Annotated in this window: 16 protein-coding genes; 9 read left to right on the top strand and 7 right to left on the bottom strand. The window is 46.9% G+C overall.

Going from position 1 to position 23,834, the window contains the following annotated elements:
• The first annotated feature begins 318 nt into the window (after positions 1-318).
• The 6 genes from AB0L18_RS16935 (at position 319) to cysN (ending at position 9,862) form a co-directional block, all read left to right on the top strand.
• On the top strand, positions 319-5,379 hold the full coding sequence (locus tag AB0L18_RS16935; RefSeq protein ID WP_367388492.1) for a hypothetical protein: 5,061 nt from the start codon (positions 319-321) through the stop codon (positions 5,377-5,379).
• 171 nt (positions 5,380-5,550) lie between these two features.
• Entirely contained in the window at positions 5,551-6,612 is a 1,062-nt protein-coding gene (locus AB0L18_RS16940) for an isoaspartyl peptidase/L-asparaginase family protein (protein ID WP_367388493.1), read from the top strand.
• Positions 6,613-6,692: 80 nt separating this feature from the next.
• The gene (locus AB0L18_RS16945) at positions 6,693-6,929 is read left to right on the top strand and encodes a DUF2061 domain-containing protein (protein WP_367388494.1); all 237 of its coding nucleotides are present in this window, start codon (positions 6,693-6,695) and stop codon (positions 6,927-6,929) included.
• Positions 6,930-6,957: 28 nt separating this feature from the next.
• Positions 6,958-7,563, top strand: a complete 606-nt coding sequence (gene cysC, locus AB0L18_RS16950; protein ID WP_367388495.1) for an adenylyl-sulfate kinase — start codon at positions 6,958-6,960, stop codon at positions 7,561-7,563.
• A 27-nt stretch (positions 7,564-7,590) separates the two neighbouring features.
• Positions 7,591-8,499, top strand: a complete 909-nt coding sequence (cysD, locus tag AB0L18_RS16955) for a sulfate adenylyltransferase subunit CysD (protein ID WP_367388496.1) — start codon at positions 7,591-7,593, stop codon at positions 8,497-8,499.
• A 106-nt stretch (positions 8,500-8,605) separates the two neighbouring features.
• Positions 8,606-9,862: a sulfate adenylyltransferase subunit CysN gene (cysN, locus tag AB0L18_RS16960; RefSeq protein ID WP_367388497.1), complete on the top strand. Its 1,257-nt coding sequence runs from the start codon at positions 8,606-8,608 to the stop codon at positions 9,860-9,862.
• 103 nt (positions 9,863-9,965) lie between these two features.
• Here cysN and AB0L18_RS16965 read toward each other — a convergent pair whose 3' ends face one another.
• The 4 genes from AB0L18_RS16965 to AB0L18_RS16980 all read right to left on the bottom strand — a co-directional run bounded on the left by AB0L18_RS16965 (position 9,966) and on the right by AB0L18_RS16980 (position 14,989).
• Positions 9,966-10,454 (bottom strand): hypothetical protein, encoded by a 489-nt coding sequence (locus tag AB0L18_RS16965; protein ID WP_367388498.1) that lies wholly within the window; start codon positions 10,452-10,454, stop codon positions 9,966-9,968.
• 68 nt (positions 10,455-10,522) lie between these two features.
• Positions 10,523-11,830 (bottom strand): cation:proton antiporter, encoded by a 1,308-nt coding sequence (locus AB0L18_RS16970; protein WP_367388499.1) that lies wholly within the window; start codon positions 11,828-11,830, stop codon positions 10,523-10,525.
• Between the two features lie 10 nt (positions 11,831-11,840).
• A complete protein-coding gene (locus tag AB0L18_RS16975; protein ID WP_367388500.1) occupies positions 11,841-12,578 on the bottom strand; it encodes a hypothetical protein in 738 nt (245 codons plus the stop codon).
• Between the two features lie 5 nt (positions 12,579-12,583).
• Positions 12,584-14,989 carry an ATP-binding protein gene (locus tag AB0L18_RS16980; RefSeq protein WP_367388501.1) on the bottom strand — a complete coding sequence of 802 codons (2,406 nt, stop codon included), beginning with the start codon at positions 14,987-14,989 and terminating at the stop codon, positions 12,584-12,586.
• A 500-nt stretch (positions 14,990-15,489) separates the two neighbouring features.
• Here AB0L18_RS16980 and AB0L18_RS16985 point away from each other — a divergent pair, with 500 nt between their 5' ends.
• Positions 15,490-17,157: an IS1182 family transposase gene (locus AB0L18_RS16985; protein ID WP_367388502.1), complete on the top strand. Its 1,668-nt coding sequence runs from the start codon at positions 15,490-15,492 to the stop codon at positions 17,155-17,157.
• A 212-nt stretch (positions 17,158-17,369) separates the two neighbouring features.
• Entirely contained in the window at positions 17,370-17,570 is a 201-nt protein-coding gene (locus AB0L18_RS16990; RefSeq protein WP_367388503.1) for a hypothetical protein, read from the top strand.
• Positions 17,571-17,834: 264 nt separating this feature from the next.
• Here AB0L18_RS16990 and AB0L18_RS16995 read toward each other — a convergent pair whose 3' ends face one another.
• Positions 17,835-20,282 carry a TonB-dependent receptor gene (locus tag AB0L18_RS16995; RefSeq protein WP_367388504.1) on the bottom strand — a complete coding sequence of 816 codons (2,448 nt, stop codon included), beginning with the start codon at positions 20,280-20,282 and terminating at the stop codon, positions 17,835-17,837.
• 385 nt (positions 20,283-20,667) lie between these two features.
• Positions 20,668-21,351, bottom strand: a complete 684-nt coding sequence (locus AB0L18_RS17000) for a hypothetical protein (RefSeq protein WP_367388505.1) — start codon at positions 21,349-21,351, stop codon at positions 20,668-20,670.
• A 98-nt stretch (positions 21,352-21,449) separates the two neighbouring features.
• Between AB0L18_RS17000 and AB0L18_RS17005 the strand changes: the two genes are divergently transcribed.
• Positions 21,450-22,043 carry a GNAT family N-acetyltransferase gene (locus tag AB0L18_RS17005; RefSeq protein WP_367388506.1) on the top strand — a complete coding sequence of 198 codons (594 nt, stop codon included), beginning with the start codon at positions 21,450-21,452 and terminating at the stop codon, positions 22,041-22,043.
• Positions 22,044-22,321: 278 nt separating this feature from the next.
• Here the strand turns inward: AB0L18_RS17005 and AB0L18_RS17010 are convergent, their stop codons facing one another.
• On the bottom strand, positions 22,322-23,722 hold the full coding sequence (locus AB0L18_RS17010) for a hypothetical protein (RefSeq protein WP_367388507.1): 1,401 nt from the start codon (positions 23,720-23,722) through the stop codon (positions 22,322-22,324).
• Between the last annotated feature and the right edge of the window lie 112 nt (positions 23,723-23,834).

Raw genomic sequence — 23,834 nt, forward strand, 5'->3', positions numbered from 1 at the left:
TCTTCTTTGTAGGACATGATTTGTTGGCTTATGTCGAATTTCTAAAATAATCCAGTAATGACATCACAAAAATAAGCCAACTCAGGTGCCCATAAAGCCTTAAAAAACGACCATTTACCCACCTTTTTAACACTTGTTTGATGTTGCAAAAAAATAAAAAATAAATTTTATATCAACTATAGAATCTTATCAAAATTACCTCCATATTTGCTCTCGCTAACAAGCAGATGAACATGTCTTAAGTAACTCAAAAGCCTGTATTCCAGGCAGTTATTTCTTTTCTCCCTTTTTTTCGTTTTTCTAAATAATTATAATCCTATGGGCAAAATTGACTTTCAATTTGTCAAGGCATTCCTACGCCTTGATGTGATGCTGATGGCTTTCCTTTTCGCCTTCAGCTCTCCTCTTTCCAGCCAAACTGGCTGCAACGGCCTACCCCTACAAGTCGGCTGTATTGCTAACGTAAATGTGACGCTCAACGGCAGCTGTGCCGCCAACATCACACCGAGTATGGTGCTTACTGGTAATTACCAGTGTGCGGACAATATTGTGGTGACGGTAGACGGTGGTAACAGCAACGTACTTTCTGGTTGTGGTACCCACACGTATATGGTGGTGGTTACGGACAACGGCCAGGAGGTTTACACTTGTTGGGGTAACATTTTAGCGGAAGATAAAACAGATCCTGTTTTAACTTGTCCAGCTAACACTGATGAGGTTACTGTAGACCTTAGCGCTCAGGTTATTTCTGGTGCTTTGGCAGCTACTGATCCTAGTATCCAACTGACGAACTACTCTTGTTTCTTGGAAATTTTCCCTCCTTTGGCGGGTAACCATTACTATGACCTTTACACCTTTACGGTGAACAACCCTACTGGACAAGGTATCTTTACCTTTGATATGGGTTCTGCTTGGGGTGATGGTACAATGGCCTTGTTCCAGGGCAACTTCAACCCTGCCAATCCTTGTGAGAATATCATCGCTCAGGCGGATGATCTGATCAGTGGCAGTGGCTTCTTCGCTTCATTTGATCCTACTATCCGTATGTCGGCTGGTTTGGTAAACGGACAGACCTACACCTTATTGGTGAGCAGCTGGGCCAACAACCAAACAGGCAACTACGCTGTAGCTGTTTATGGTGAAAACGGTGCTTCTATCAATGGTGGATTCCCTACCTTGACCGCTCCTGTAACGTTTGACCTGGTTTGTACAGATATTGACCAGATTCGTATCCTTACTCCTGTTACTTACGTAGTAAACGCAGCGGGTGGTATCGTTTCTATTTCTCCTGCATTGAACGCTATTTTGAGCCGTACTGGTTTCCCTGCTGTTTCTGACAACTGTGGTAACGTGCTGGTAACGGTTTCTGACGTTGTTTCTTCTGCTGGTGATTGTGGTAATGTAACAATTACGCGTACTTTCCGTGCGGCTGACCGTTACAACTCTACCTGTGTTGGCGCACCTCGCGTTGTTACTTGCCAGCAAATCATTACCTTCCGTAAGCCAGTTATTGCAGAAGTAATCCTGCCTAACTTTACGGCAGTTATGGAATGTGACGAAAACTTCCCTACTGACGGTAGCGTTGGTGGCCCTGACAACAACCCTACGGCTGGTGTAACAGGTTATCCTTTTATCCGCACAGCTTTTGGTTTCCACGACCTTAACAGCACTTACTGCAACGTTGGTGCTTCTTATTCTGACGAACCACGCATCAACGTTTGTACGGGTTCTTACAAATTCCGTCGTCAGTGGAACATCATCGACTGGTGTAACCCAGGGTCTAGCATTACCTACAACCAATTGGTGAAGGTAGGTGACTTCACTGGTCCTATCATCTCTGGTGTACCTGCGGTAATTACGGTTTCTACTTCTCCGTTCAACTGTATGGCTAACTTCTTAGTGCCTAACCCACAAGTAACGGACGGTAATGGTTGTTCTACCGCTGCTGCAACCAACTATACCATTTTGGCAAACGGTACCACGTTTTTCCGTGGTGGCAACATTGGCCCTGGTGTAGTAGTACAAGTTCCTATTGGTAACCATACCATTGAGCTTTGCGCAGAAGACGGTTGTGGTAACGAAACTTGCGTGACTTACGACTTGATCGTTCGTGACTTGATCGAACCATCTGCTTCTTGTGATGACCAACTTAATGTATCTATCGGTGGTGGCGACGTAGCCAACGGTATTACAGGTATCGCTCGCGTTTTTGCAGCTGATGTTAACGAAGGTTCTAACGACAACTGTGGTCCTGTAACTTTGGAAGTTCGCCGTAACTTCTGGCGCAACAACACTTGTGATCCAAGTGCTAACCGCTACAGCCCATGGGGTAACTTTGTTGACTTCTACTGCTGTGATATCAATAAAGAAATCACCATTGAACTACGTGTAACTGACCAGTCTGGCAACCAAAACATCTGTTGGATGGTGGTAACACCTGAAGACAAACTGAATCCTTTCTGTTATGCACCTGCTAACGTAAGCCTGACTTGTTCCAACTTGCCTTTGGCATTCCCTGGTGATATTGCTGCTGCTTACAACACTGATTTTGCAGCTACGTCTATCATGATGAACGCCATCTTTGGTGGTGCTACTGGTACCGACAACTGTGCAGTGGATACCATCGTAGAGCGTACGCCAAACATTCAGGTGAACGACTGTGGTTGGGGATCAATCACCCGCCGTTTTGAGGCATGGCAACTACGTCCTGCTGGCGACGCCAACGGTAACGGTGCTATCGACATCAACGAAGTATTCCGTTCTACCAACAGCTGTAGCCAGTTGATTACCATCACTGAAGTACACGACTTCACCATCGACTTCCCTGAAGATACCGATGCTGACTGTGGTGATCCTGAAATTCCTACCATCATTACCACTACTGTTGGTTGTGATGTATTGAGTGTAAACATTGGCAACCCCGTACGCTTTAGCTCTGCTGGTGACGAATGTTACAAGATGAGCATCACTTACGATGTAATCAACTGGTGTGTATGGGATGGCGAGTACACTGGTTTGGTACTGCCACGTATGACCGAAGACGACGGTGAGGCACTGCCTATCGACCGTTCTGTAGAAGGCAACGAGCGCCCTGTAGTACGTGTTGTCAGTGGCTTTGGCCCTGTAGACAACGACTGCAACAACGTTGCTGACGCTCAGCAAGGCATCCAGTACACCGTAGTTATCGACCGCAATCACAATGATCGCAACGGTAACTCTAGCATTCCCAACACTGTTTACGATAACATCCCAGGTAACAACATTCCTTGTATTCCTGCTGACCAGTTTGGTCGTCGCAACTTCGGTCGCTATGTTTATACGCAGTTCATCAAAGTTTACGACTCTACTGCTCCTGTTATCAGTGTAGGCAACTACGGTGGCCCAACGGCACTGTGCCCAACTCTTGCTGCTCACCAATTTGGTAGCGTAACCGGTACTTGTAGTGCCCCTGTAAGCATTCCTTTCAGTGTAGCTGATGATTGCGAACTGTTCAACCAAAGCGGCAACCTCGTAGTTACCATCGTATCTGCTCAATTGGATGCGTTTGCGGTAGATGCTAACCGTGATGGCGTGATTAAGTCTAACGAATTCGTAGCTGATGCCAACGCAATTAGCAACATCACCAACAACGGTGACGGTACATTTGTATTCACTGGTACTTTCCCAATCATCACCTCAGCAATGGGTGATAACATCCTGCATGCTTTCCGTGTATTGTTCCAGGATGGTTGTGGTAACCAAGTAAGCAAAATCATCGAATTCGATGTGATTGATTGCAAAGGACCTGCTCCTATCTGTATCAACGGTCTGACCGTAACCCTGATGCCTCAAGAAGGTGGTGGTTGTGCAATGGCGATCTGGGCAAGCGACTTCGAAGCTTCTCCGATCTACGATTGTACTGGTCAAGGACCAGCTGTACACCCAACAACGGGTAACCCTCGGGTAACCAAGTACGCTATTTACCGTGCTGCTGACGTAGAAGGTAACCCCAACTTCGTTCCTAGCCCTAACGATACCGGTCTGGTATTGACGGATGAAGACGAAGAAACAACGGTTGTTTACGTGTACGCATTCGACGAAGAAGGCAACTACGATTACTGTGAAACCTACATTCTGGTACAACAGCACGCTAGCTGTAACCCAGTTGGTAACGGAACAATCCAAGGTGTTATCGCTACGGAAAGCTCAGTAACCGTACAAGGTGTAGAAGTAAGCGTGAATGGTGGTACCCAGTCAATGGTGACCAGCTCAAACGGTACTTTTACTTTCAGCCTTCCTCAAGGTGGTGATTACTCTATCACTCCTTACTTGAATGCTAACCCACTGAATGGTGTTTCTACCTTCGACCTGGTGTTGATGGCTAAGCACATCCTTGGTGTACAACCGTTGAACAGCCCTTACAAGATGATTGCTGCGGACATCAACCGCTCGAATACCATCACTACCCTGGATATGATCCAGTTGCGTAAACTGATCCTGAACATTGAAACCAGCTTTGCAAACAATACCAGCTGGCGTTTCATTCCTGTTACTTACAGCTTCCCATTACCTACCAACCCTTGGTTTGCAGTATTCCCAGAGTTGCGTAACGTGAATGACCTGGTAGGTACGGTAAATGCTAGTTTCGTAGCAGTGAAAATCGGTGACGTTAACGGTAGCGCACAAGCTAATGCTTTAGCTGGTGATGATCGTACCTTGAACGGCCAGTTCAACCTGATGGCTGATAACCAGTCATTGAAAGCTGGTAACGAATACACTGTTGCTTTTACCGCAGCTGATCTGGCTGCTGTAACTGGCTTCCAGGGTACCCTGAAGCTACAAGGTGCAACGTTTGTAGGTATTGAGAATGGTGTAGCTACTGCTGAAAACTTCGGTCTGCGTTTCGCAGAAGAAGGATTCATTACCATGAGCTGGAACCGCACCAACTACAACGAGGCGACTGCTAAAGAAGATGTATTGTTCAGCTTGGTTATCAAGGCAACCAAAGATGCTCAACTTAGCGATGTCCTTACGGTAAATAGCCGCTACACAGCTGCTGAGGCTTACAGCAATGGCAACACCATGAACGTAGGCATCGACTTTGCCCAAGGCACATTCGCTATCGAAGGTTTCCAATTGTTCCAAAACATGCCTAACCCATTCCAGGCAGAAACCCTGATCGGTTTCAACCTGCCTGAGGAGGCAAAGGTTCAATTGACGATCTCTGACCTTAGCGGTCGTGTACTGTACACCAACGCCGGAGCTACTTCAGTTCTTGGTGCTGGTTACCAGACCATCACGGTTACTAAGCAAATGATCAACGGTGCTACAGGTGTATTGAACTACACGATCGAAGCTGGTGATTACCGCGCTACCAAGCAAATGGTAGTAGTGAAATAACCATAAGCTTTTGAGCTCAACCGACTTCGGTTAGCAATTTTACCCCAAAGCGGCGGTATCCAATCAGGGTGCCGCCGCTTTGTATTTGTGGCACAGACTTACTACAATACCTTATCTTTGCTAGTAGGAAAGGTCTACTGCTTCAAATTTTCAGAAAGAAAAAATACCATCATGTTGAGAAATACCATTACCATTTTCCTTCTTGCACTATTATTTTGGACATGTGAAGCTCCTCAGGGAGAGGCTACTGATAAGACGGCAACCAATCAGGAAACAATGAAGACCGCAACAACCCCAGCAGCATATGCTATTGTTATCCACGGCGGAGCCGGTACCATCCTGCGTTCTGATTTAACGCCCGAACAGGATGCTGCCTACCGTGAAGCACTTAATGCTGCGCTTGATATTGGGGAGGAAATCCTAAAAAACGGTGGTACAGCTATTGATGCAGTAGAGCAAACGATCCATTTTATGGAAGATTCTCCACTTTTTAATGCGGGTAAAGGAGCCGTTTTTAACCACGATGGCCACAATGAAATGGATGCCTCCTTGATGATGGGTAAGGGTAGAATGGCTGGGGCTGTAGGTGGCGTTTCAAACATCAAACATCCTATTTCGGCAGCACGAGCAGTTATGGAAAAGTCGCCTCATGTACTCCTTACGGGCAAAGGAGCTGAAACGTTTGCTGCTGAGCAAGGCCTGGAAATAGTGGATCCTTCCTACTTCTTTACCCAGCGCCGTTGGGATGCGCTGCAAAATGCACTTGCTCGCGAAAAGGAAGAAGGAGAAGCCCAGGTAGAATTGGATCATAACGAACGAAAAAAAGGTACCGTCGGCTGTGTAGCCCTGGACAAAGAAGGAAACATTGTTGCGGGTACCTCCACAGGAGGGATGACCAACAAGCGGTGGAATCGCCTGGGAGATTCCCCAATTATCGGAGCAGGTACTTTTGCGGATAATGCTACCTGTGGCGTTAGTTGTACCGGACACGGAGAATTCTTTATCCGTTGGGCCGTAGCCTATGATGTAGCAGCGCGGATGGCATATAAAGGCGTAGATCTGAATACCGCAGCCGACGAAGTCGTCAATGGTGAGTTGGTAAAAGCGGGCGGCGAAGGCGGCCTGATAGCCTTGGACAAAATGGGTAATATAGCGATGCCTTTTAATTCCGAAGGCATGTACCGAGGCTACGCCAAACCCGGCGAAAGAGTCGTGGCGATTTACAAAGAGTAAAGATTTAATAAAAATAATCCTCTTTAATTCCTATTGTTTTAGTAGGAATTGTATTTTTGCCGAGCTAAATAAATACAAGCATGACAGAAGTACTCAGAGAATCTCGTTTAAGGAGCGCGCTAAAAGCACTAAGCTGGCGGGTGGTAGCTACCTCTACCATTATTGTTATCGCTCTTTTTACGACCGGCGATATAGAAATGGCCCTGGAAATAGGGTTTATAGAATTTTTCATCAAATTTGCGCTTTATTACCTGCACGAAAGAGCATGGCAGCTGGCTCCGCGTGGCTCCGTTCGCAAACTGGCAGGTAAGAAATAGTGATAGAAGATAAAGAACTAAAGCTTAAATGGCAACGGAAAATATTCATCCTATATTTGATCGCCTGCTCACAAGAGAAGAGCGCGAAGATCGTTTGCAACAACGTGCAAAAGTGCTCTGGCTGACGGGATTGTCGGGTTCTGGGAAAAGCACCATTGCCCAAGGTCTGGAGCATCGTTTGTTTGCTGAGGGCTATTTCCCTCAAGTATTAGACGGCGATAATATTCGCACCGGGATCAATAACAACTTAGGCTTTAGTTTGGAGGATCGCGAGGAAAATATTCGCCGAATTGCGGAGGTGGCTAAGCTGTATTTGAATTCTGGTGTTGTTGTTCTTTGTTCTTTTATCAGTCCTACCAAAGAAATACGCCAACAAGCGGAAGCCATCATTGGTAAAGAAGACTTCCTGGAAATCTTTATTGACACACCTTTGGAAGTCTGTGAAGCTCGGGATGTGAAAGGCCTTTACGCCAAGGCCCGCCGTGGTGAAATCAAAGGCTTTACGGGGATCGACTCCCCTTATGAGGCCCCTAAAGACGCCTTTTTAACCGTACCAACGAAAGAAATGACCGTAGAAGAGGCTGTAGCAAAGGTTTATGCCGCTTTGCTCCCGGTGATCTCTTTACCCCAATAAAAAACCATCGACAAAAAATAAATATCTATGTCAAGTGGCTATCACGTCAACCATCTACGCGAATTAGAAGCGGAATCGATCTTCATTCTTCGCGAGGTGGCGGCACAATTCGAAAACCCAGTACTTCTCTTTAGTGGTGGGAAAGACAGTATCCTTATGGCTTACCTGGCCAGAAAGGCATTCTATCCCGCACGGATTCCTTTTCCTTTATTGCACATTGATACGGGACATAATTTTCCGGAAACCCTTCAGTTTCGGGATCAACTGGTGGAAGATTACGGTGCTCGCCTGATTGTAGGCTCGGTACAGGCCGCCATCGACAACAAGGAGTTGATCGAAGAGAAAGGCTATAATGCGAGTCGTAATTATCTGCAAACCCACGTATTGCTAGACTCGCTGGAGAAAGGAAAGTACGATGCCGCCTTGGGTGGTGGTCGCCGTGATGAGGAAAAGGCTCGTGCTAAGGAACGTTTCTTCAGTCATCGCGATGAATTCGGGCAGTGGGATCCTAAAAATCAGCGCCCTGAATTGTGGAACCTCTTCAATGGTAAGAAACACTATGGCGAGCACTTCCGGGTATTTCCCATCAGTAACTGGACGGAACTGGACGTATGGCAGTACCTCGCCATGGAAAACGTGCCGCTGCCGAGTTTGTATTTCGCACACAAGCGTGAAGTGATTCGTCGTGATGGTATTCTCCTCGCTGATTGTGAATACATCCCTAAGAAGCCTACCGAAACGGTAGAAACGATGATGGTACGTTGTCGGACGATTGGTGATATGACCTGTACCGGCGTTTGGGAATCAGAAGCTACTACTGTGGAAGAAATCATCCAGGAAGTCGCTACCGCCCGCCAAACAGAGCGGGGAGGCAGAACGGATGATAAACGTTCCGAAACAGCAATGGAAGATCGCAAAAAGCAGGGTTATTTTTAAAGGTTGGAAGAGTTGGTTAGTGTAAGCGTGTAAACGTTTCGACCATTTAGTGATGTCTTTCAACAATGGCTACCCCGATAATAGGAGGGGAGAAAAAATGAATAAAATGTCAGAGCAACATACAGAGTTATTACGTTTTTCAACGGCAGGCAGTGTAGATGACGGAAAGTCTACGCTGATTGGCCGTTTGCTTTACGATAGCAAATCTATTTTTGAAGACCAGTACGAAACCATTCGCGAAACCACGGCGCGCCGCGGAGAGGAAGGTGTCAATTTAGCACTGCTGACCGATGGTCTGAAAGCCGAGCGGGAGCAGGGTATTACCATCGATGTCGCCTACCGTTATTTCGCTACGCCACGCCGTAAGTTTATTATCGCGGATACGCCTGGGCACATTCAGTATACCCGCAACATGGTGACGGGAGCTTCTACTGCCAATGTCGCCTTGATCCTCATTGATGCCCGCCATGGTATTGTCGAGCAGACACGTCGTCACGCCTTCATTGCCAGCCTCTTGCAAATCCCTCACCTGGTCGTGTGTATCAATAAAATGGACTTGGTTGATTACAGCGAAGAGGTTTACGAGAAGATCAAGGAGGAGTTTTCTGAATTCAGTTATAAACTGGACGTGAAGGATGTTCACTTTATTCCTATCTCTGCCCTCAAGGGCGATAATGTGGTAGACAAATCTACCAACATGGATTGGTACGGAGGCTCTACTTTGCTGTATTATCTTGAAAACGTACACATTGGTAGTGATGACAATTTTATCGACTGCCGCTTCCCTGTACAGTTTGTGGTGCGCCCCAATACGGATGAATTCCATGATTACCGCGGCTATGCTGGCCGGGTAGCTGGAGGTGTTTTCAAAAAGGGGGATAAAGTGATGGTTCTTCCTTCCGGCTTCACTTCTGAAATCACGAAAATCGACACCTTCGATGGAGAGCTGGAAGAAGCCTTTCCTCCGATGTCGGTGACCTTACTTCTGAAGGATGATATTGACGTCAGCCGCGGCGACATGATCGTTCGAGAAAACAACATTCCCGAGGTAAGCCAGGATCTGGAATTGATGATTTGTTGGTTTCATGAAAAACCCCTTCAAGCACGTGGTAAGTACGGGATTAAACATACCACCCAAGATGCCCGTTGTGTGATCAAAGATATTCGCTACAAACTGAATATCAATACTTTGCATCGTAATGAAGAGGATCTGAATATCGGTATGAACGATATTGCCCGGGTGGTTATCCGGACGACGAAGCCCTTGTTTACCGATATCTATCGTCGGAATCGGAATACGGGGAGCATCATCCTTATTGATGAGCAGACCAACGAAACGGTTGCTGCGGGGATGGTGATATAAGAGGATAGTGAGGTTTGGTGGTAATATCTCTTTATCAAGGTACATCAAACCTCACTGTACAAAGTAAAGGGTATAGGGTACTTGGTACAAGCCAGGTCGGGGTTTAATCCGCGTTGTCAGTTTTATCTAATTGATCCAAGTGCTGCTGGATAAATTTGGTATGGCGACGGATCTCCGCGTTTACGAAGGCTTGAATTTCTTTCTCGGTAAGCGTTTGATCGTAATACTTTTCAATTTTCTGATCGTCGCTAAATGGAATTACACACTCTTTTAGGATAAGCTTATGGAGTTCACGAATAAAGGTTTCAGTTAAAGGGCGATCATCTTTTACAACTTCCAAAATCCAAAGTACAGCTTCATTATGTCCGGTTATTTCTAGATGATCTTTAAGTGGTTTTCCTTGTGCTGTTATATTGAAAAGGATGAGTGCTCTCGTTTCTCCGTAAGACAGGGTATTTCCCTCTAGATGATTGGAGTGGTAGTTCCAGTCTAATCTGAATTTTTGCATAATGCGTAGCTCTTCCTCTTTGCTCAGTGGCCTGAGCAAGTCAAGTTGTTTTTTTAAGGAAGTAGCTTCAGCAATTGCATCCATGCTAATTCAGAAATGGGTTGTTAAGAAGATATGCTAATTTAATCATTTTGCAGTAAAAATGGCTATCCCTAATGCTTGCCCGAAGCCCCCTCTTCTGCCTGGTAATCACTAATACTAGGCGCTTTCCATTTCTCGTAGCCCACGGGTTTTTCTTTAGCTTTCTCAATAGCTTTACTACTACGCTGCTTGTCGCGAATCATAGCAAAGGTCATGATCAAGCTGGTGCCGATGATAATATCCAAAAGGATGCCTGGCTCAAAACCGGGAATAATAGCCTGTTCGGGAATATCGTAGAAAAGAAGGATCGTAATTAAACCCCGAGGAGCAATATAGAGTTGCGGAAAAATATCCTTGCCAATAAAAACGCGTAAAAACAGAAAACGAATCAGGTAAATCGAGGCTACAATGGCCAAACTAATCAGCGTAACTTCTAAACTGGCAATCGACGCCAAAGAGATGGTAAGACCAAAGATGACAAAGAAAAAGGTTCGCACAACAAAGGCCGATTCCATCGTCACAACGTGGAGCCCCTCGTACATTTGGGAGGCTTTTTCCAAATGCAACCACTGGCCTAACTTACCCTGGAAGAAAATTTTCATATTGGCAATCACCAAACCAAATACCAGGATGATAATCAGCGAAGAAAGGTGCATCTTTTTTCCCACGGCATACAACAAAAGGAGTACCGCTATGAGTAAAAAAAGCTTGGTGTGGCTACGGATATTCTGGAAAATAAGAATGATTAAATAACTGGCAATCACAGCTATACCAATGGTAAGCAGCAGGTTGCCCGAAAAATCAAGAATACCACTACCACTGCCATTGCTATGTCCAGCAGCGTCCAGGTTTCCCGTAAGGAAATAGAACATCATAATTCCTAAGATGTCAGAAAAGGTACTTTCGTAGATATGAAATTCCTTTTTATCATCTCGCAAAGCAGCTACACTGGGAATGATGATCGCGCTGGAAAGAATGGACAAGGGGGTAGCATACAACCAGGCCGAAGCCATATCCATGCCAGGTACAAACTGATGCAAAATAAGGGCTGCCGCGTAGGCCGAGGCCAGCAAACTAATCAGGGCAATAAATAAAGCCTTGACAATGGGCAGGTATTTGCCGGGTTTTAGCTCCAGCTCCAGCGCAGCTTCCAAGACAATCATGATCAGACCAACCGTGCCAAGAATTTTCAGGACGGGCAGGAAGTCGGGCCGTTCACCAATGGCGGCATCTAATGCAAATTGCAGCAGAATTCCCAACACAATCAGCATCAATACCGATGGGATATTGGTTTTGCGGGCGGCTTCTCCGAAGAAAAAAGATAAAATCAGAATGACCGAAGCGCCAATGATCAGCGTATAAGAAGATAATTCTTGCATAACAGGTCGGCTATATTTTGGTGATTTTGGCAGAAAAATCCTGCTCTTCCAGGCGTTGAATAAGGTCGTTGAGGTGTTTTTCGTCGTGTAAGGCAATCTCTACCCGCCAGGGTTGCTCGGGGCTATTACCAGCGGTGATCTGGGGGCGGTGTCGCCAATTCAGATAAGGAACCACCTGCAAAAGTTCGCGCAACTGTTCCAGCTTTTTACCTTTATTGTCCGTCTCCGGGACGTCTACTTTAAGGCGAAAGAAGCTACTGTTTTTCTCCCCAATTACTAGTGTGTAGCCGTCTTTGAGTAAGTCTTCAAAGTTGAGAAAATGCAGGCCTTTGTTGGTCTGCAAACGCAATCCAAGTCGACCAATATAAGTGATGAGGCCATTAAAGTCCCGATGGCTAAGCCTTGTACCTACATTGAGGCTACGGTCAAAAAGCAATATGCGCCCACTGAAATAATTGCGCAATTGCCGCAGGCAGGCCAGTAGTAATAAAATGACCATCAAACCGTGGAAAAATGGTTTGATGAGGATGAAATAACTACCGATGACCAATACCACAATAGGTTCGAAAAGCAGCAAACTGTATTGAACAAATCGGTCGAGGACCAGTTGCCAATCTGCTGGTGCACTGATGCGAACCAGTATTCGATGGGCCAATTGGAGGGCGAAATAGAAGAGTGCTAGTTGTAAACCAATACTCAGTAAACCTCCCCAACTGTAATCGTAATGTACACGCCACAAATAATCCATGGAGTTTAGAGGTATTGTTTGTTTTTTAATTGACGAATAACGCTGTTCGCCGCTGCTTCGTTAAGTTCCAGCCAGCCATCCAGGTGCCTGGTCAAGAGTCCTAGGCCTTGTAAACGTAATAAAGCCTCAGCATAACGTGGACTGAATGCCGGGCCAAAACGCTTGCGCAAGCGGTACTCGGTGGTACGTTTCTCCAAGAGTAAAGTACGCAGCAAAATGGCTTGATCCGACTCGATAAAGTTGGGCAGTTGGAAGAAATTGGTTTTCGTTTGGTAAACCTGCTCTTCGTTGCGTCGTTGGGTTTGGTAGGCCCACAGGTTGAGGGCTTCCCCAATATTTCCACCCGAGGCTCGGTAGACCCTACTCACGGCTTGTTCGAAAGCACTGGGGTCGAGTGCCTGACCTTCTTTGGTGACCAGTTCTTTATGCGTTGCTCCGTGCCGTATAAGGATGGCTTGCTGCACTTCTTCCTGACTCATGCTGTCCAATGGCAAGATGGCCTGAAAGTGTTTGTTGAGTTGATGATTACTCTCAAGGTAGTTGCAAAGCGGGTTGCCAGCGGCTACCATGTAGAAAATAGAATTGGCGTGGTGGTCCATGTGCCTGAGCAAAGCACGCGTATTCTGGTGAATTGTACAGGATGGGTCATGCCAAAGCTCCAGATCATCTAACCAGATCAGAGGGGGCTGGTCAAAGCGGTATTTGCTGATAAAATCCAATGCGGCCCCCAGGTCGAAACTCGTTTCAAAAGTACGGTTGTGGAGATGGAGGACGGCGTTGGGGATCAAGCGGATCGTCTCATTAGGGAAATAGCGGTTGCTTACCAAATCACCAAAGAGCGATTTTCCAGTAAAACGATCACCCCGTAGCAGCACCGACCCCCGGTAGCCTTTGCGCCAGTGTTTGATCAAGGTGGCTAGCCGCTGTAGTTCCGACTTCCGCCCCACCCAAAAGGATTCGCCTATGTAGCCTTTGGTAAGGAAAATACTGGTATACGCCTGATTATTGCTGGGGGGGACGTGGTGCTCAATGTAGCGAACCACTTTTTCGGAAAGGCTAAGGGCATCTTCCGCCTGCACTGAGGAGAGCCATCTCCTCACTCTTTGCCGTTGGGTGTTCCACCAGCGATTCAAGTTCAGCAACAACTGGTTTTGGTTATTGCGAAACTGGTTGATCGTTGATTGGAGAGGAACCTCCAGGAAAAAATTTGACTGTTGAAAAACTTTAGATAATCGGAAGTGCTCATCCAGCCTGCTACGGATCAGCTCGTGCAATTTGTGCAGTTCCTTCTCACGGTCGGTTGTTTGCAGCAAGAAACTTTGTAGGGGTTGGCAGAGATTTTCACCAATCAAGCCTTTGTCCGGGCTTTCGTTATTTTCGTTGTTGAGTAAAATGGTCCGGTTCCGTATGTTGATCAGGGCCATTTTTAGGTTGTTGCGGATATTGGTCGTTAGTTCCCACACTTCGTAGAGCAATGGAAGGGTTTCGGAGTCCAACCAGCGGGAGATATAGCGCCGAAAGTTGATTTCCTTGACCTGCAAGGCAGCCCCCACAACGGCCACCGGCACAACGGTTTCACCAGCAAGCGCTTCCAGTCCTTTTTCCAAAGCCAGGTTGAAGCGCTTGCCTAGTTTTTGCTGAGAAATCTGGGCTTCCTGGTTTTCCAAATATGCCGGAATTCGGCTCCGGGCGTCAGAGGCGTTTTCCTCAATGTAGGCATTGGCCTCTTTGGCGATGGTTTTCAGCTGATCAATCTCGGTCAGTCCGGCATCAATATCGCTGAGGATAATTTTTTTTATCTTTTGGAGTGCAGTGCTATTTTGCCCTAGTAAATCTTGCTTGGCTGCCAGGTCTCTGATTTGGGTGGTGATAGTGCCAATCTGTTCCCGGTAAACGGGCCAGGGAAGCGCTTGGTGCTTCCAGGTATCCATCATCTTGGTCGCCATCTTGGGATCGCCGCTGTATTCGGCTTCCAGCTCCGGCAGTAGGCGCTGCAACTCGGAGGCGGCGTCCACCAGGTTATTGCTGGCATCCTGCTGCCAAGCCTCCCAGTTGGAGGTCTTGATTTCCGCATCTAACACCATCAGCTGCGCGTGCAGATGTTCAAAAGTAGTATTGCGCCACAATAACAGAAATGATTTTCCAGCAGGCAACCAACAGTAGAAAAAGAGGTAGTCTTGGAGTTGTATCTCTGTTTTTTTTTCATTCGGAGAAGAAAAAACCTGAGCACGCTGATCTCCCAGCGCAATGAGTGCCTGGCACAACTGTTGCCCCAGGGTACTCAGGGCAATCGACTGTTGATTGGGTGCCAAATCGGCCCACGACATCTGCGTGGCTTTCTCCAGCGAGGCATAAAATTCTTCCAACGGCGATTGTGCTTGCTCCATGGACTCAAAGATGCTACTGTGCATCCAGATTTCCAAATGAAAAGGGAAAGTTGATTTTTCAAGTAGCACCAAAGGTTCATCAGTGATGTTTTATGCCTGCTTAGGAGCTATGCCGTTAGTAGCATTGCTAGCACCTACGCCCCCGACCTTCGGCTACTCCCACAAAGCAGGGGACAAGTGAGCCACCAGCGGCAACCCCTGTCCTCCGCCCGGGCGGAGGTGTCACGCAGTGACGGAGGTGGGACATAGTATCTCTCTAAAACGAAACATCTTCCCTAGTGGCTACACTTGTTGTCACCCCCGACCTTCGGCCACCCCCGCAAAGCAGGGGACAAGTGAGCCTGCAGCGGTATCATTGGCCCTGTTCGGTGTAGTTTGCATCTAGCGTCGCAATATTCGTTCGGCGTAGGTTGTACTTACATCACGATCTTCGTTCGGGGTTGTGTAAAAAGCGCCAAATAGAAAAAGATATGAGCAGAGTGTTTTAACTTTAAGTTGAAGCCAAAAAGAAAAGCCCCCTGCTCATGTCAACAAAGATAACACAAAGAGAGAATATTCGCTTTAAAGCTTACACCCAAGACATTGTAATAGATCTTCCTTTACGGATCGAAGAGCTGGTAAAAGACAATGTTTTGGCGCAGATCATTAATAAGGTAATACAAGAAATAGAGATCAAAGAGTTGGAATGTTACTACAGTGGTATAGGTCGGCCTCCTTATCATCCTCGGATGTTACTTAAGGTATGGATTTATGGTTATTGTACCAAGGTGTATACGAGTCGTCCCTTAGCGAAGAAGTTAGGCGAAGATTTGGTTTTCATGTGGCTGTCTGGTGGTCAGCGTCCTTGTTTTAAAACACTGAGTGAATTTCGCTCCTGTCGAATGCAGGACTTGGTAGATACAGTCTTGAGCCAAGTGTTATTTTATTTGGTAGAGCAGGGCTATGTCAACTTGAGTGACTTGTATGTAGATGGCAGCAAGTGGGCTGCAAATGCCAATAAACATAAAATTGTCTGGCGCAAGAACACGGAACGCTATAAGGCCATGGTATTAGAGCGTATAGATAGCCTGCTAGAAGAGGTGCGGGAGTTGCAGCAAGCGGAGGATAATATTTATGGGACTAAGGATTTACTCCAGCGTCAAGAGGCCGAACAAATTTATCTGGTCTTGAACAGTGAAGACTTAGAGAGGCAGCTTCGTTACCTCAATGAAATTATAGCAGAACAAGGAGACAAAAAACGAAAACAATCTTTGGAAAGAATCCATCGTCATTTGTCAAAAGAACAAGTCAACTTAGATAAATACGAAGAGCAGGAATTGATCCTGGCGGGTCGTAACTCTTATTCTAAGACGGACGAAGATGCCACAGCCCTGCGCATGAAAGATGATCAATTGTTGCCTGGGTACAATATACAGATTACGACATCGGATCAATTTATTGTCAATGCTACGGTTCATCAGGGTGCTTCTGACAGCCCTACTTTGCCCCCTCATGTCCTACAACTAGAACAACGGGTGAGTGGACTGGTAGAATCGGATTGGAAGATGGATTATACGGCAGATGCCGGTTATGGCAGTGAAGAGAATTATAGTTTTTTAGCAGAAAAAGGCCATACGGCTTATGTGAAGTATCCGCTGTGGTACCAGGAAGTTACCGGCAAACTGGACAAACAACTTTTTAATACCACCAATTGGTATTATGATCCAGATCAGGATTATTACCAATGCCCCAATGAGAAGAAACTATTGTTCAGCCATGAGTTCACAAGTAAGAGCAACAATGGATATGAAAGTAGAACACGGGTTTATGAATCAGAAAGCTGTGCCCAATGTCCTTTTTATGAACAATGCCGAGGCCCAAATGCTAAACCGGGTACTCATCGAAGGGTGAAAAAGAGGGAGAAATTGGAGGCTTTTAAAAAAGAGGTCAAACAACGACTGGCATCAGAAAAAGGCTTAGAGAAACGATCCCAACGTGGTATCGATGTGGAAACGCCCTTTGCCAATATAAAACACAATATGGGACATCGTCGGTTCCTTCTCCGAGGCATCGACAAAGTCAATGTTGAGTTCCAGTTCCTAGCAATAGCTCACAATCTTAAGAAGGTTTATTGCCTTCAGACAGGGATCTGGGAGGATCACTATGTCCAAAGAGCAGCAAGAAGTGCTACTAAACACAAAAAAAGAGCTTAAAAACTCTTTTTTTGAACCTAAAAGGAAAAAATGCTAGTGAGAACTCTAAGGGAGGACTCACCAGCAGTGTTTTTCAAACAAAACAAGAAACGTCAGCCATCAGCCGATCAAAAGCCTGTTAAGCAACTTGAGGGCTTTTTACACAACCCCGCGATATTATCCGCAATTTTGTACTATTTTTAAGACCTAAACACGTTCTTGAAAAGTATAAAATGAAAAACAGTTACGCGGCCTTCTTATTTTTGATGACCTTCGGTTTGGCGAATGAAGCTTTGGCCCTGATGCCAGGGTATTGGGAAAGAACGACCGCAAATGGAACCCAATTTATAGATGGGCCAGCACCTGCCATGAAACTCAAAGACGGAACAACTATGACTCCTATGGACCAGGTGGTACACGGGCGATTGGAATAAAATGACAACCGTTTTTAATTTGCTGCTCTTTGGTTTTCCCATCACTATCGGCTGGCTGCTTTTGCACGTTCGGTGGATTAGGAAAGCCAGAGAAACCGGAGCTCGGAAATATTTGGTCTATTTGTCTATGCTACCCATGCTGCTACTGATTACCTATTTATTTAGCGAATTTCCGGGGAGTATATGAATACGCTTTCTTCGCTCCGTAGAAGCGGGTTTCAAACCTGGTTCTACGGAGCGAAGAAAGCGCAGCGAAGGCCTACCTTAAAAATCAATCCCCAATCCCAGCATCAACTGACGGCCAGCTTGAGGGTACAAGCCTTGTAGTAACTGCGCATCGCCACCAAGAAAGTACCGGTACGACCAGCCGTTGGATTCGTAGAGCTGATCCAACCAGTTTAAGACCTGCAAATTCAGCCTAATGGCCCGCAAGCCACTAGGGCGGAGGGTGTACTGTACTTGCCAGTCGCTAAAGAAATAAGGATCTAGGCTGTTGGCTTCGTCAGCACTATTGTCGAGGTAGCGACGGCCAACGTATTTGCCGCGCAAGGCTACCGACAAGTCATGGCGGTCGGCCTGTGGCAGGAATTCGTAGCGCAACTCTGCGGCACCCAATACATTAGGTGAGAAGGCCAGGTCGGTATCCTCGCGTTTGATGCCCTGCTGGCCGATCCAGTTGAAGTCTTCATCGTAGTCATCTACGAATTCGGTGAAACTGATCACTTTGTTTTCACTCAGCGTGACATTGCCTTGCAGGGTCAGGTTGGGGGCTACTTCGCCTCCAGCCACCAGTTCTATGCCCAGGCGGTAGCTTTCGTCAACATTGGTGCGCAAGAGTTCGCCTACATCGTTGATCTGGCCATTTAGCACCAATTGGTCCTGGTAGTACATGTAGTAGACATTGGCCTGTACGGTCGCTTTTGTCCAGTTTTGTTCCCAGCCGGCTTCGAGGTTGTAGAGCTTTTCCGGATCAGGCCGATTTTCGGAAGTACTGCCTACGTAGTCATTGCGATTGGGTTCGCGCTGCGCTACGGCAAAGCTGGCGTAGGCCCGCTGGCGTTCGTTGGGGCGGTACTGAATACCCGCTTTGGGATTGAAGAAGCTCAAATCCGCCGATTGGTCCACCTGGGTGCCATCGTTGTTGATGCCCAGGAAGTCGTAACTGACGGTCCGTAGTTGGAGATCCAAGTAGGTATCCCACTTGTCGTTCAGCGCGTAGTTGAATTTGGCGAAAACATTGAAGTCTCGCTTCTCGGCATCATTGTCATAGTAGCGGTCACGGATTTCGCTTTCCGCTGCATAGCGGGCCCAGATGATCTCTCCGAAGTGAGCGCCCTGGTAAATGTGGTAGCCACCCCCGAGGGTAGCCCGCAAGCGCTGGTTGCTGCCATTGTAGTGCAGGCTGTAGGTAGCGCCGTAGAAGTCATTGTCGAGCCAACGGCGGCGGATGAGGTCGGTAGTGTTGATCGTTTCGCCGCCCAGCACGATAGGAGAGAGGCCGTAATCAGCAAAATCCTGATCGGCTTTGTACTGCTCAAAGAAACCCTGGCCCAAGGTGTAGTGCCCCGCTAGGTTGAGGTACCACTGCTCGCTGAGTTCGTGGTTGAAGAGCAGTTGCAGGTGGGTTTGGCCGTAGTCATCGACTTCGTTGTCGTAGGGATCGCCTTCCTTTTCGGTGCCCGCCGTATTGCTGGTGCGGGTGGCCGGATCATCCACCAGGCTAGCGTCTACACCGTTCCAGGCTTGGTAGGTGACCTCACTGCCGCTGAAAGCGTTGAGTCGCACGGAAGAGCGTTCGCCGATCCAGGCCCCGGAAAGGTACCAGGACGAAAGATCAGCCGAGGCCCGATCTATATATCCATCGGAGGTGATGCGCGAGAGGCGGCCGTCGACGGTAAAGCCATTGTCTAGCAATCCGGTACCAAAGCGGAGGTTGCCCTTGAGGGTGCCAAAACTACCCGCCGTAAGATCGGTAGAAGCGTAGGCCTTTTTGTGCACCTTGCTGGTGTTGAGGTTGATGGTTGCGCCAAAAGCGCCAGCGCCGTTGGTTGAAGCACCCACGCCCCGCTGGATTTGCACATCTTCAGTAGAAGAAGTGAAATCAGGCATATTGACCCAAAATACCCCCTGGCTTTCCGAATCATTGAGCGGAATGCCATTGACGGTGATGTTGATGCGGGTAGGGTCACTACCGCGAATCCAGATGCCGGTATACCCAACGCCCGTACCTGCATCCGAGGTGACCACGGCAGAGGGCGTCCAACGCAAGACAAAAGGCACATCCTGGCCCAGGTTGTTCTGCTGGAGGGTTTCGCGGTTGACGGTGGAGTAGGTCATGGGCGTACGCTCGTCCGCACGCGTAGCGGACACGATGACCTCGCCTGTGAAGACAGGATCTTCCCGTAAGGTAATCGTCATGGGCATCCGCTGGTTAGTGCTGATGGTGAGTTGCCTGGTTTGGTAACCAACGTAACTGACCTCTACCTTGACATCGCGTTTGGGCAATGAGCCCAAATCAAAAAAGCCACGGTCGTCGGTGGCCGTACCGCGATCCATGTCAGGTACAAAAAGGTTGGCACCTATCAAGGGCTCACCTCGGTTGTCAACAATCTGCCCTGTGAAGGACGATTGGCCCATTAATAAAATGGTAGTGAAAAAAAGGAAAAGGGCAAGCGATAAGCCGCGCCGAAGAAAAGATGAAGAAAAAAACATGATCAAAAAAAATTGTGGGTAAATGAACAGCCGCCATTCCGGGGTAGAACGCGGGATTACTTACCTCACACCCTTGGGAGGTCGGAAGTGGGAGGTGGGAAGTCGGAAGTATTATTTCCGAATTCCGACTTCTTATTTCCGAATTCCAAATTTCCCTTCCCGGCATTATCCGGGCAGGTTCCTGGTTTCGAAGTCGGAAGTCAGAAATCGGAGGTCGGAAGTATGCCCACTTTAAGAGCTGAATACTTCCGACTTCCCACTTCTGACCTCCGACTTTCCACCAAAGGGTATGATCTCAGCCAGGTATAGACACGTTCGCCTAGTGACCCAGCACCCCTAAAAGTTGCGCAAAGGTAATGCGTGGGGAGCAGTTTTTATTTACTTTTTAATAAATAGCTCGCTGCAGACCAATGTTGAGTCCTAGAAAAGCGTCACCCAAGTTGCGGTACTGCTCTGTATTGCCTTTAAAATAACCGTAGTGGGTGTAGGCGAGGCGACTATACATTTTCCAGGTTGTTGAAAGGTGGAAATTTATGCCCATCGCAAATTCGTAACCTAGGCTGATCTTATTGACGTTGTACAATGCATGACGGCTGAGGCCAGTGCCAGGGGGATAAATAGAAGTATTCCAATTCGCTATTTCTCCTTCTATTTCCTTAAGATCGCGGATACTGGTTTGGAGAGCAGCTTGAACATAAACACAATTGCAGGGTAAACGGTACTGCAAGCGCAGGGGGATATTCCAAAAAGCAAGCTGCTTCTCCTGGTACCAATAAGCGTAAAAGCTTGGTGCATTAGGGGCTTCCGGTACAATTTCACCAGCGAATTTTCGAAAAGTCTGAGGTCCAAAACGTTGCCGGATAAGGGCGGTACCCACGGAAAACTGACCTATTGGTTTTTCAACATGGAGACCTATACCGATAAGGCCCAGGTTGTTTTTTCTGTATTTAAGATCTTCAAAATGGGTGTTGGCTTCTACCCCAATGAGGAAACGGGGGATGGCTATTGTGGATTGAGCTTGCAGCAGTAGCGAAGTCAGCAAGCAGCAAATGAAGGATAAGGTTTTCATTGATTGATGTTTTTTATCGGGAAATCATGATTTAATCAGAAGTGCTGCAAAACATTCAGGAATTAACCTTTTCTTAGCATCTCAAACTTTACTGCATTATGGAATTCGATTTTGAGCCGGATATTGTTTTAGAAAATGAGCGAGTTCGTCTGGAGCCGCTCACCGAGGATCACTTGCCTCATTTATTACCCATTGCGCTGACCCAACCAGATTTGTTGGAATATTCTCCTTCCCGATTTGGTGATGAAGAAAGTTTGAAATCCTATATGGGTTCAGCCTTGATTGGGCGTGCCCTGGAAGAGCGTTACCCCTTTGTGATTTATGATAAACCTACGCAGCGCTACGTGGGCAGTACCAGTTTTGGTAATGTCTCCAATACCAACCTCCGAATAGAAATTGGCTGGACCTGGATCGATGAACAACTACAGCGCACTGGCCTCAATCGGGCCAATAAGTTTTTGATGCTTCGCTACGCTTTCGAAACCCTGGAATTCGAGCGGGTAGAATTTAAGGCCGATAGCCGCAATGAAAAATCGCGCCGTGCGATGGAAGCTATCGGTGCTACCTATGAAGGCACATTGCGCAGCCACACCCTCATGTCGGATGGCTTTCGCCGAAGCACCGTTTATTACAGTATCCTCAAGGAAGAATGGCCGGAGATTAAGGAGCGTGTTTTTGTTAATCAGCTATAAGCTGGACTTTAACCAAAGTGCGTATAGGGACACAGATCGCTTCGCGACCTTTTAGTAGAGGGTATAGCGATGGAACTACCAATGCTCATCAATTCCTGACATCCGTCAAATTGGTCAAGTTAGGGGTTTATAGTCCCCAAGGCAGGATTATGAACTGGAGGAAGGTAGCCTATCGCTGAATGTAAAGTCCCTTTACCCTCTACCTCAATGGGCGATGGAATCGCTCCGCACCTCTCTACAACTTTCGCCTTTTGCCCATAGCCCCGTTATAAATGCTGCTATTCCAACTGCCTCAGCAGCCACTTTTTTTCAGCAATAATGGCTACTCCGCTGATTTCCTCCTGTAGTTGAAGCCGTCTTTGCTTGTCGGCAAGAGGTAAGTCCATGATCTTCTTGAGGTATTTGATTGTGTTGAGATAGTTCTTTTTGTGGCTGGCCAAAATTTTCTTCCGGTGGAGAAACGTTTGCATGGCGTCCAGGTGCGAGGAGAGTAAATCGAAAGCATCCAATTCGTAATAAATCTTCATGGCGATCGTCTTGGCAGCAATATTCAGCAACAAGTCGGTGAAATTGGTTTTGTTGAGCAATGCCAATGCCTCTTCGTAGTTTTTTTGCTCATACTCCAACCACGCCAGATTGAAAGAATAGCTGTTTTCCTGGTGCTTGGGCTCCAATCTGGATTTATAGTCCTGAACAAATTCTGCGGCCCACCGAAAGTCTTTGGTGACAATGGCCTTGGCCACAATATTGCTGTAGGTGAAGTTGGAAAGCACCCCATTGCGGAGGAGGATATCGTTTTTTAGACCTTCTTTGTAAATATCCAATCCTTCCTTGGCAAAATGATGGCGACCTCGATTCAGCTGTTTAATACAATAATTGGCAGCCAGCAAAAACAGGTCTCGTATTTCATCTTTAGGGAATTGCTCCTGGTGGGCAAAAATCAGTGCCTTGAACTGACTAAAATGATCATGATCTTCCTCGGTCGTAAGGGCTTTGTAGACGTGGTAGTAGATAGAAATGGCAGGGTACTTTAGATAGGCATGATCCTCGATGTAGTGGATCACGGCATTGAGCATGCCAAAATCATACTCTTTTTTGTAGATCGCCTGGTGGGAAAGGATCAAACAGCTCTGCCGCAGCTTGGCGGCCAGATAGGAAATGTCCAGGTTTTCTTGCACCTCTTCCAGTTGCAAGCCTTCCATTCGGTTTTGCTCCGCATTGAAATGGTACTGTTCCAGGTAAAAGGAATAGCGATTTTGGTAGTATTCGGCATGACGAAGCGCCTGATCCTCTTGCATTCGCTGAACTTCGGTAATGGTTTTTACAAAATGGCGGTTTAAGCCCAGTTGTCGGTAGGCCTGACTCAATTTTAGCTTTACATTTACCTGGTCTTCGTTGGTTTTTTGCCAGACGAGGTATTGCTCCATGGCCTTTAGCAACAAGCTCATACTGAGTCGGAGCTTGTGGTCATCATAGGGTAAGTCTGGCCAGATAAAAGCAAAGGCTTTCCTCCGATCAGGGGTGCGCTCGCCACGCTTTTGCTCCTGCACTAAAAAGGCATAAAGCTGTACGACATGCTCCCTTTGATTAACAAAAGGGGAGGCAACAAACTTCCTTAATTCCTTGATGTCCTGCTGATCCAGGGCAGAAAACACTTCAAAAAGGCGACTCTTGTGCATTTTTTGTAAAATAATTGAGACAAAAATATAATTTAAAATATTGATAATGAGGTTTTTATTTTTTAATTGTAATTTTTATTTGATGCAAATTAAGAAAAACGTAATTGAAAAG

This window comes from Lewinella sp. LCG006 (genome assembly GCF_040784935.1).
Classification (GTDB): domain Bacteria; phylum Bacteroidota; class Bacteroidia; order Chitinophagales; family Saprospiraceae; genus Lewinella.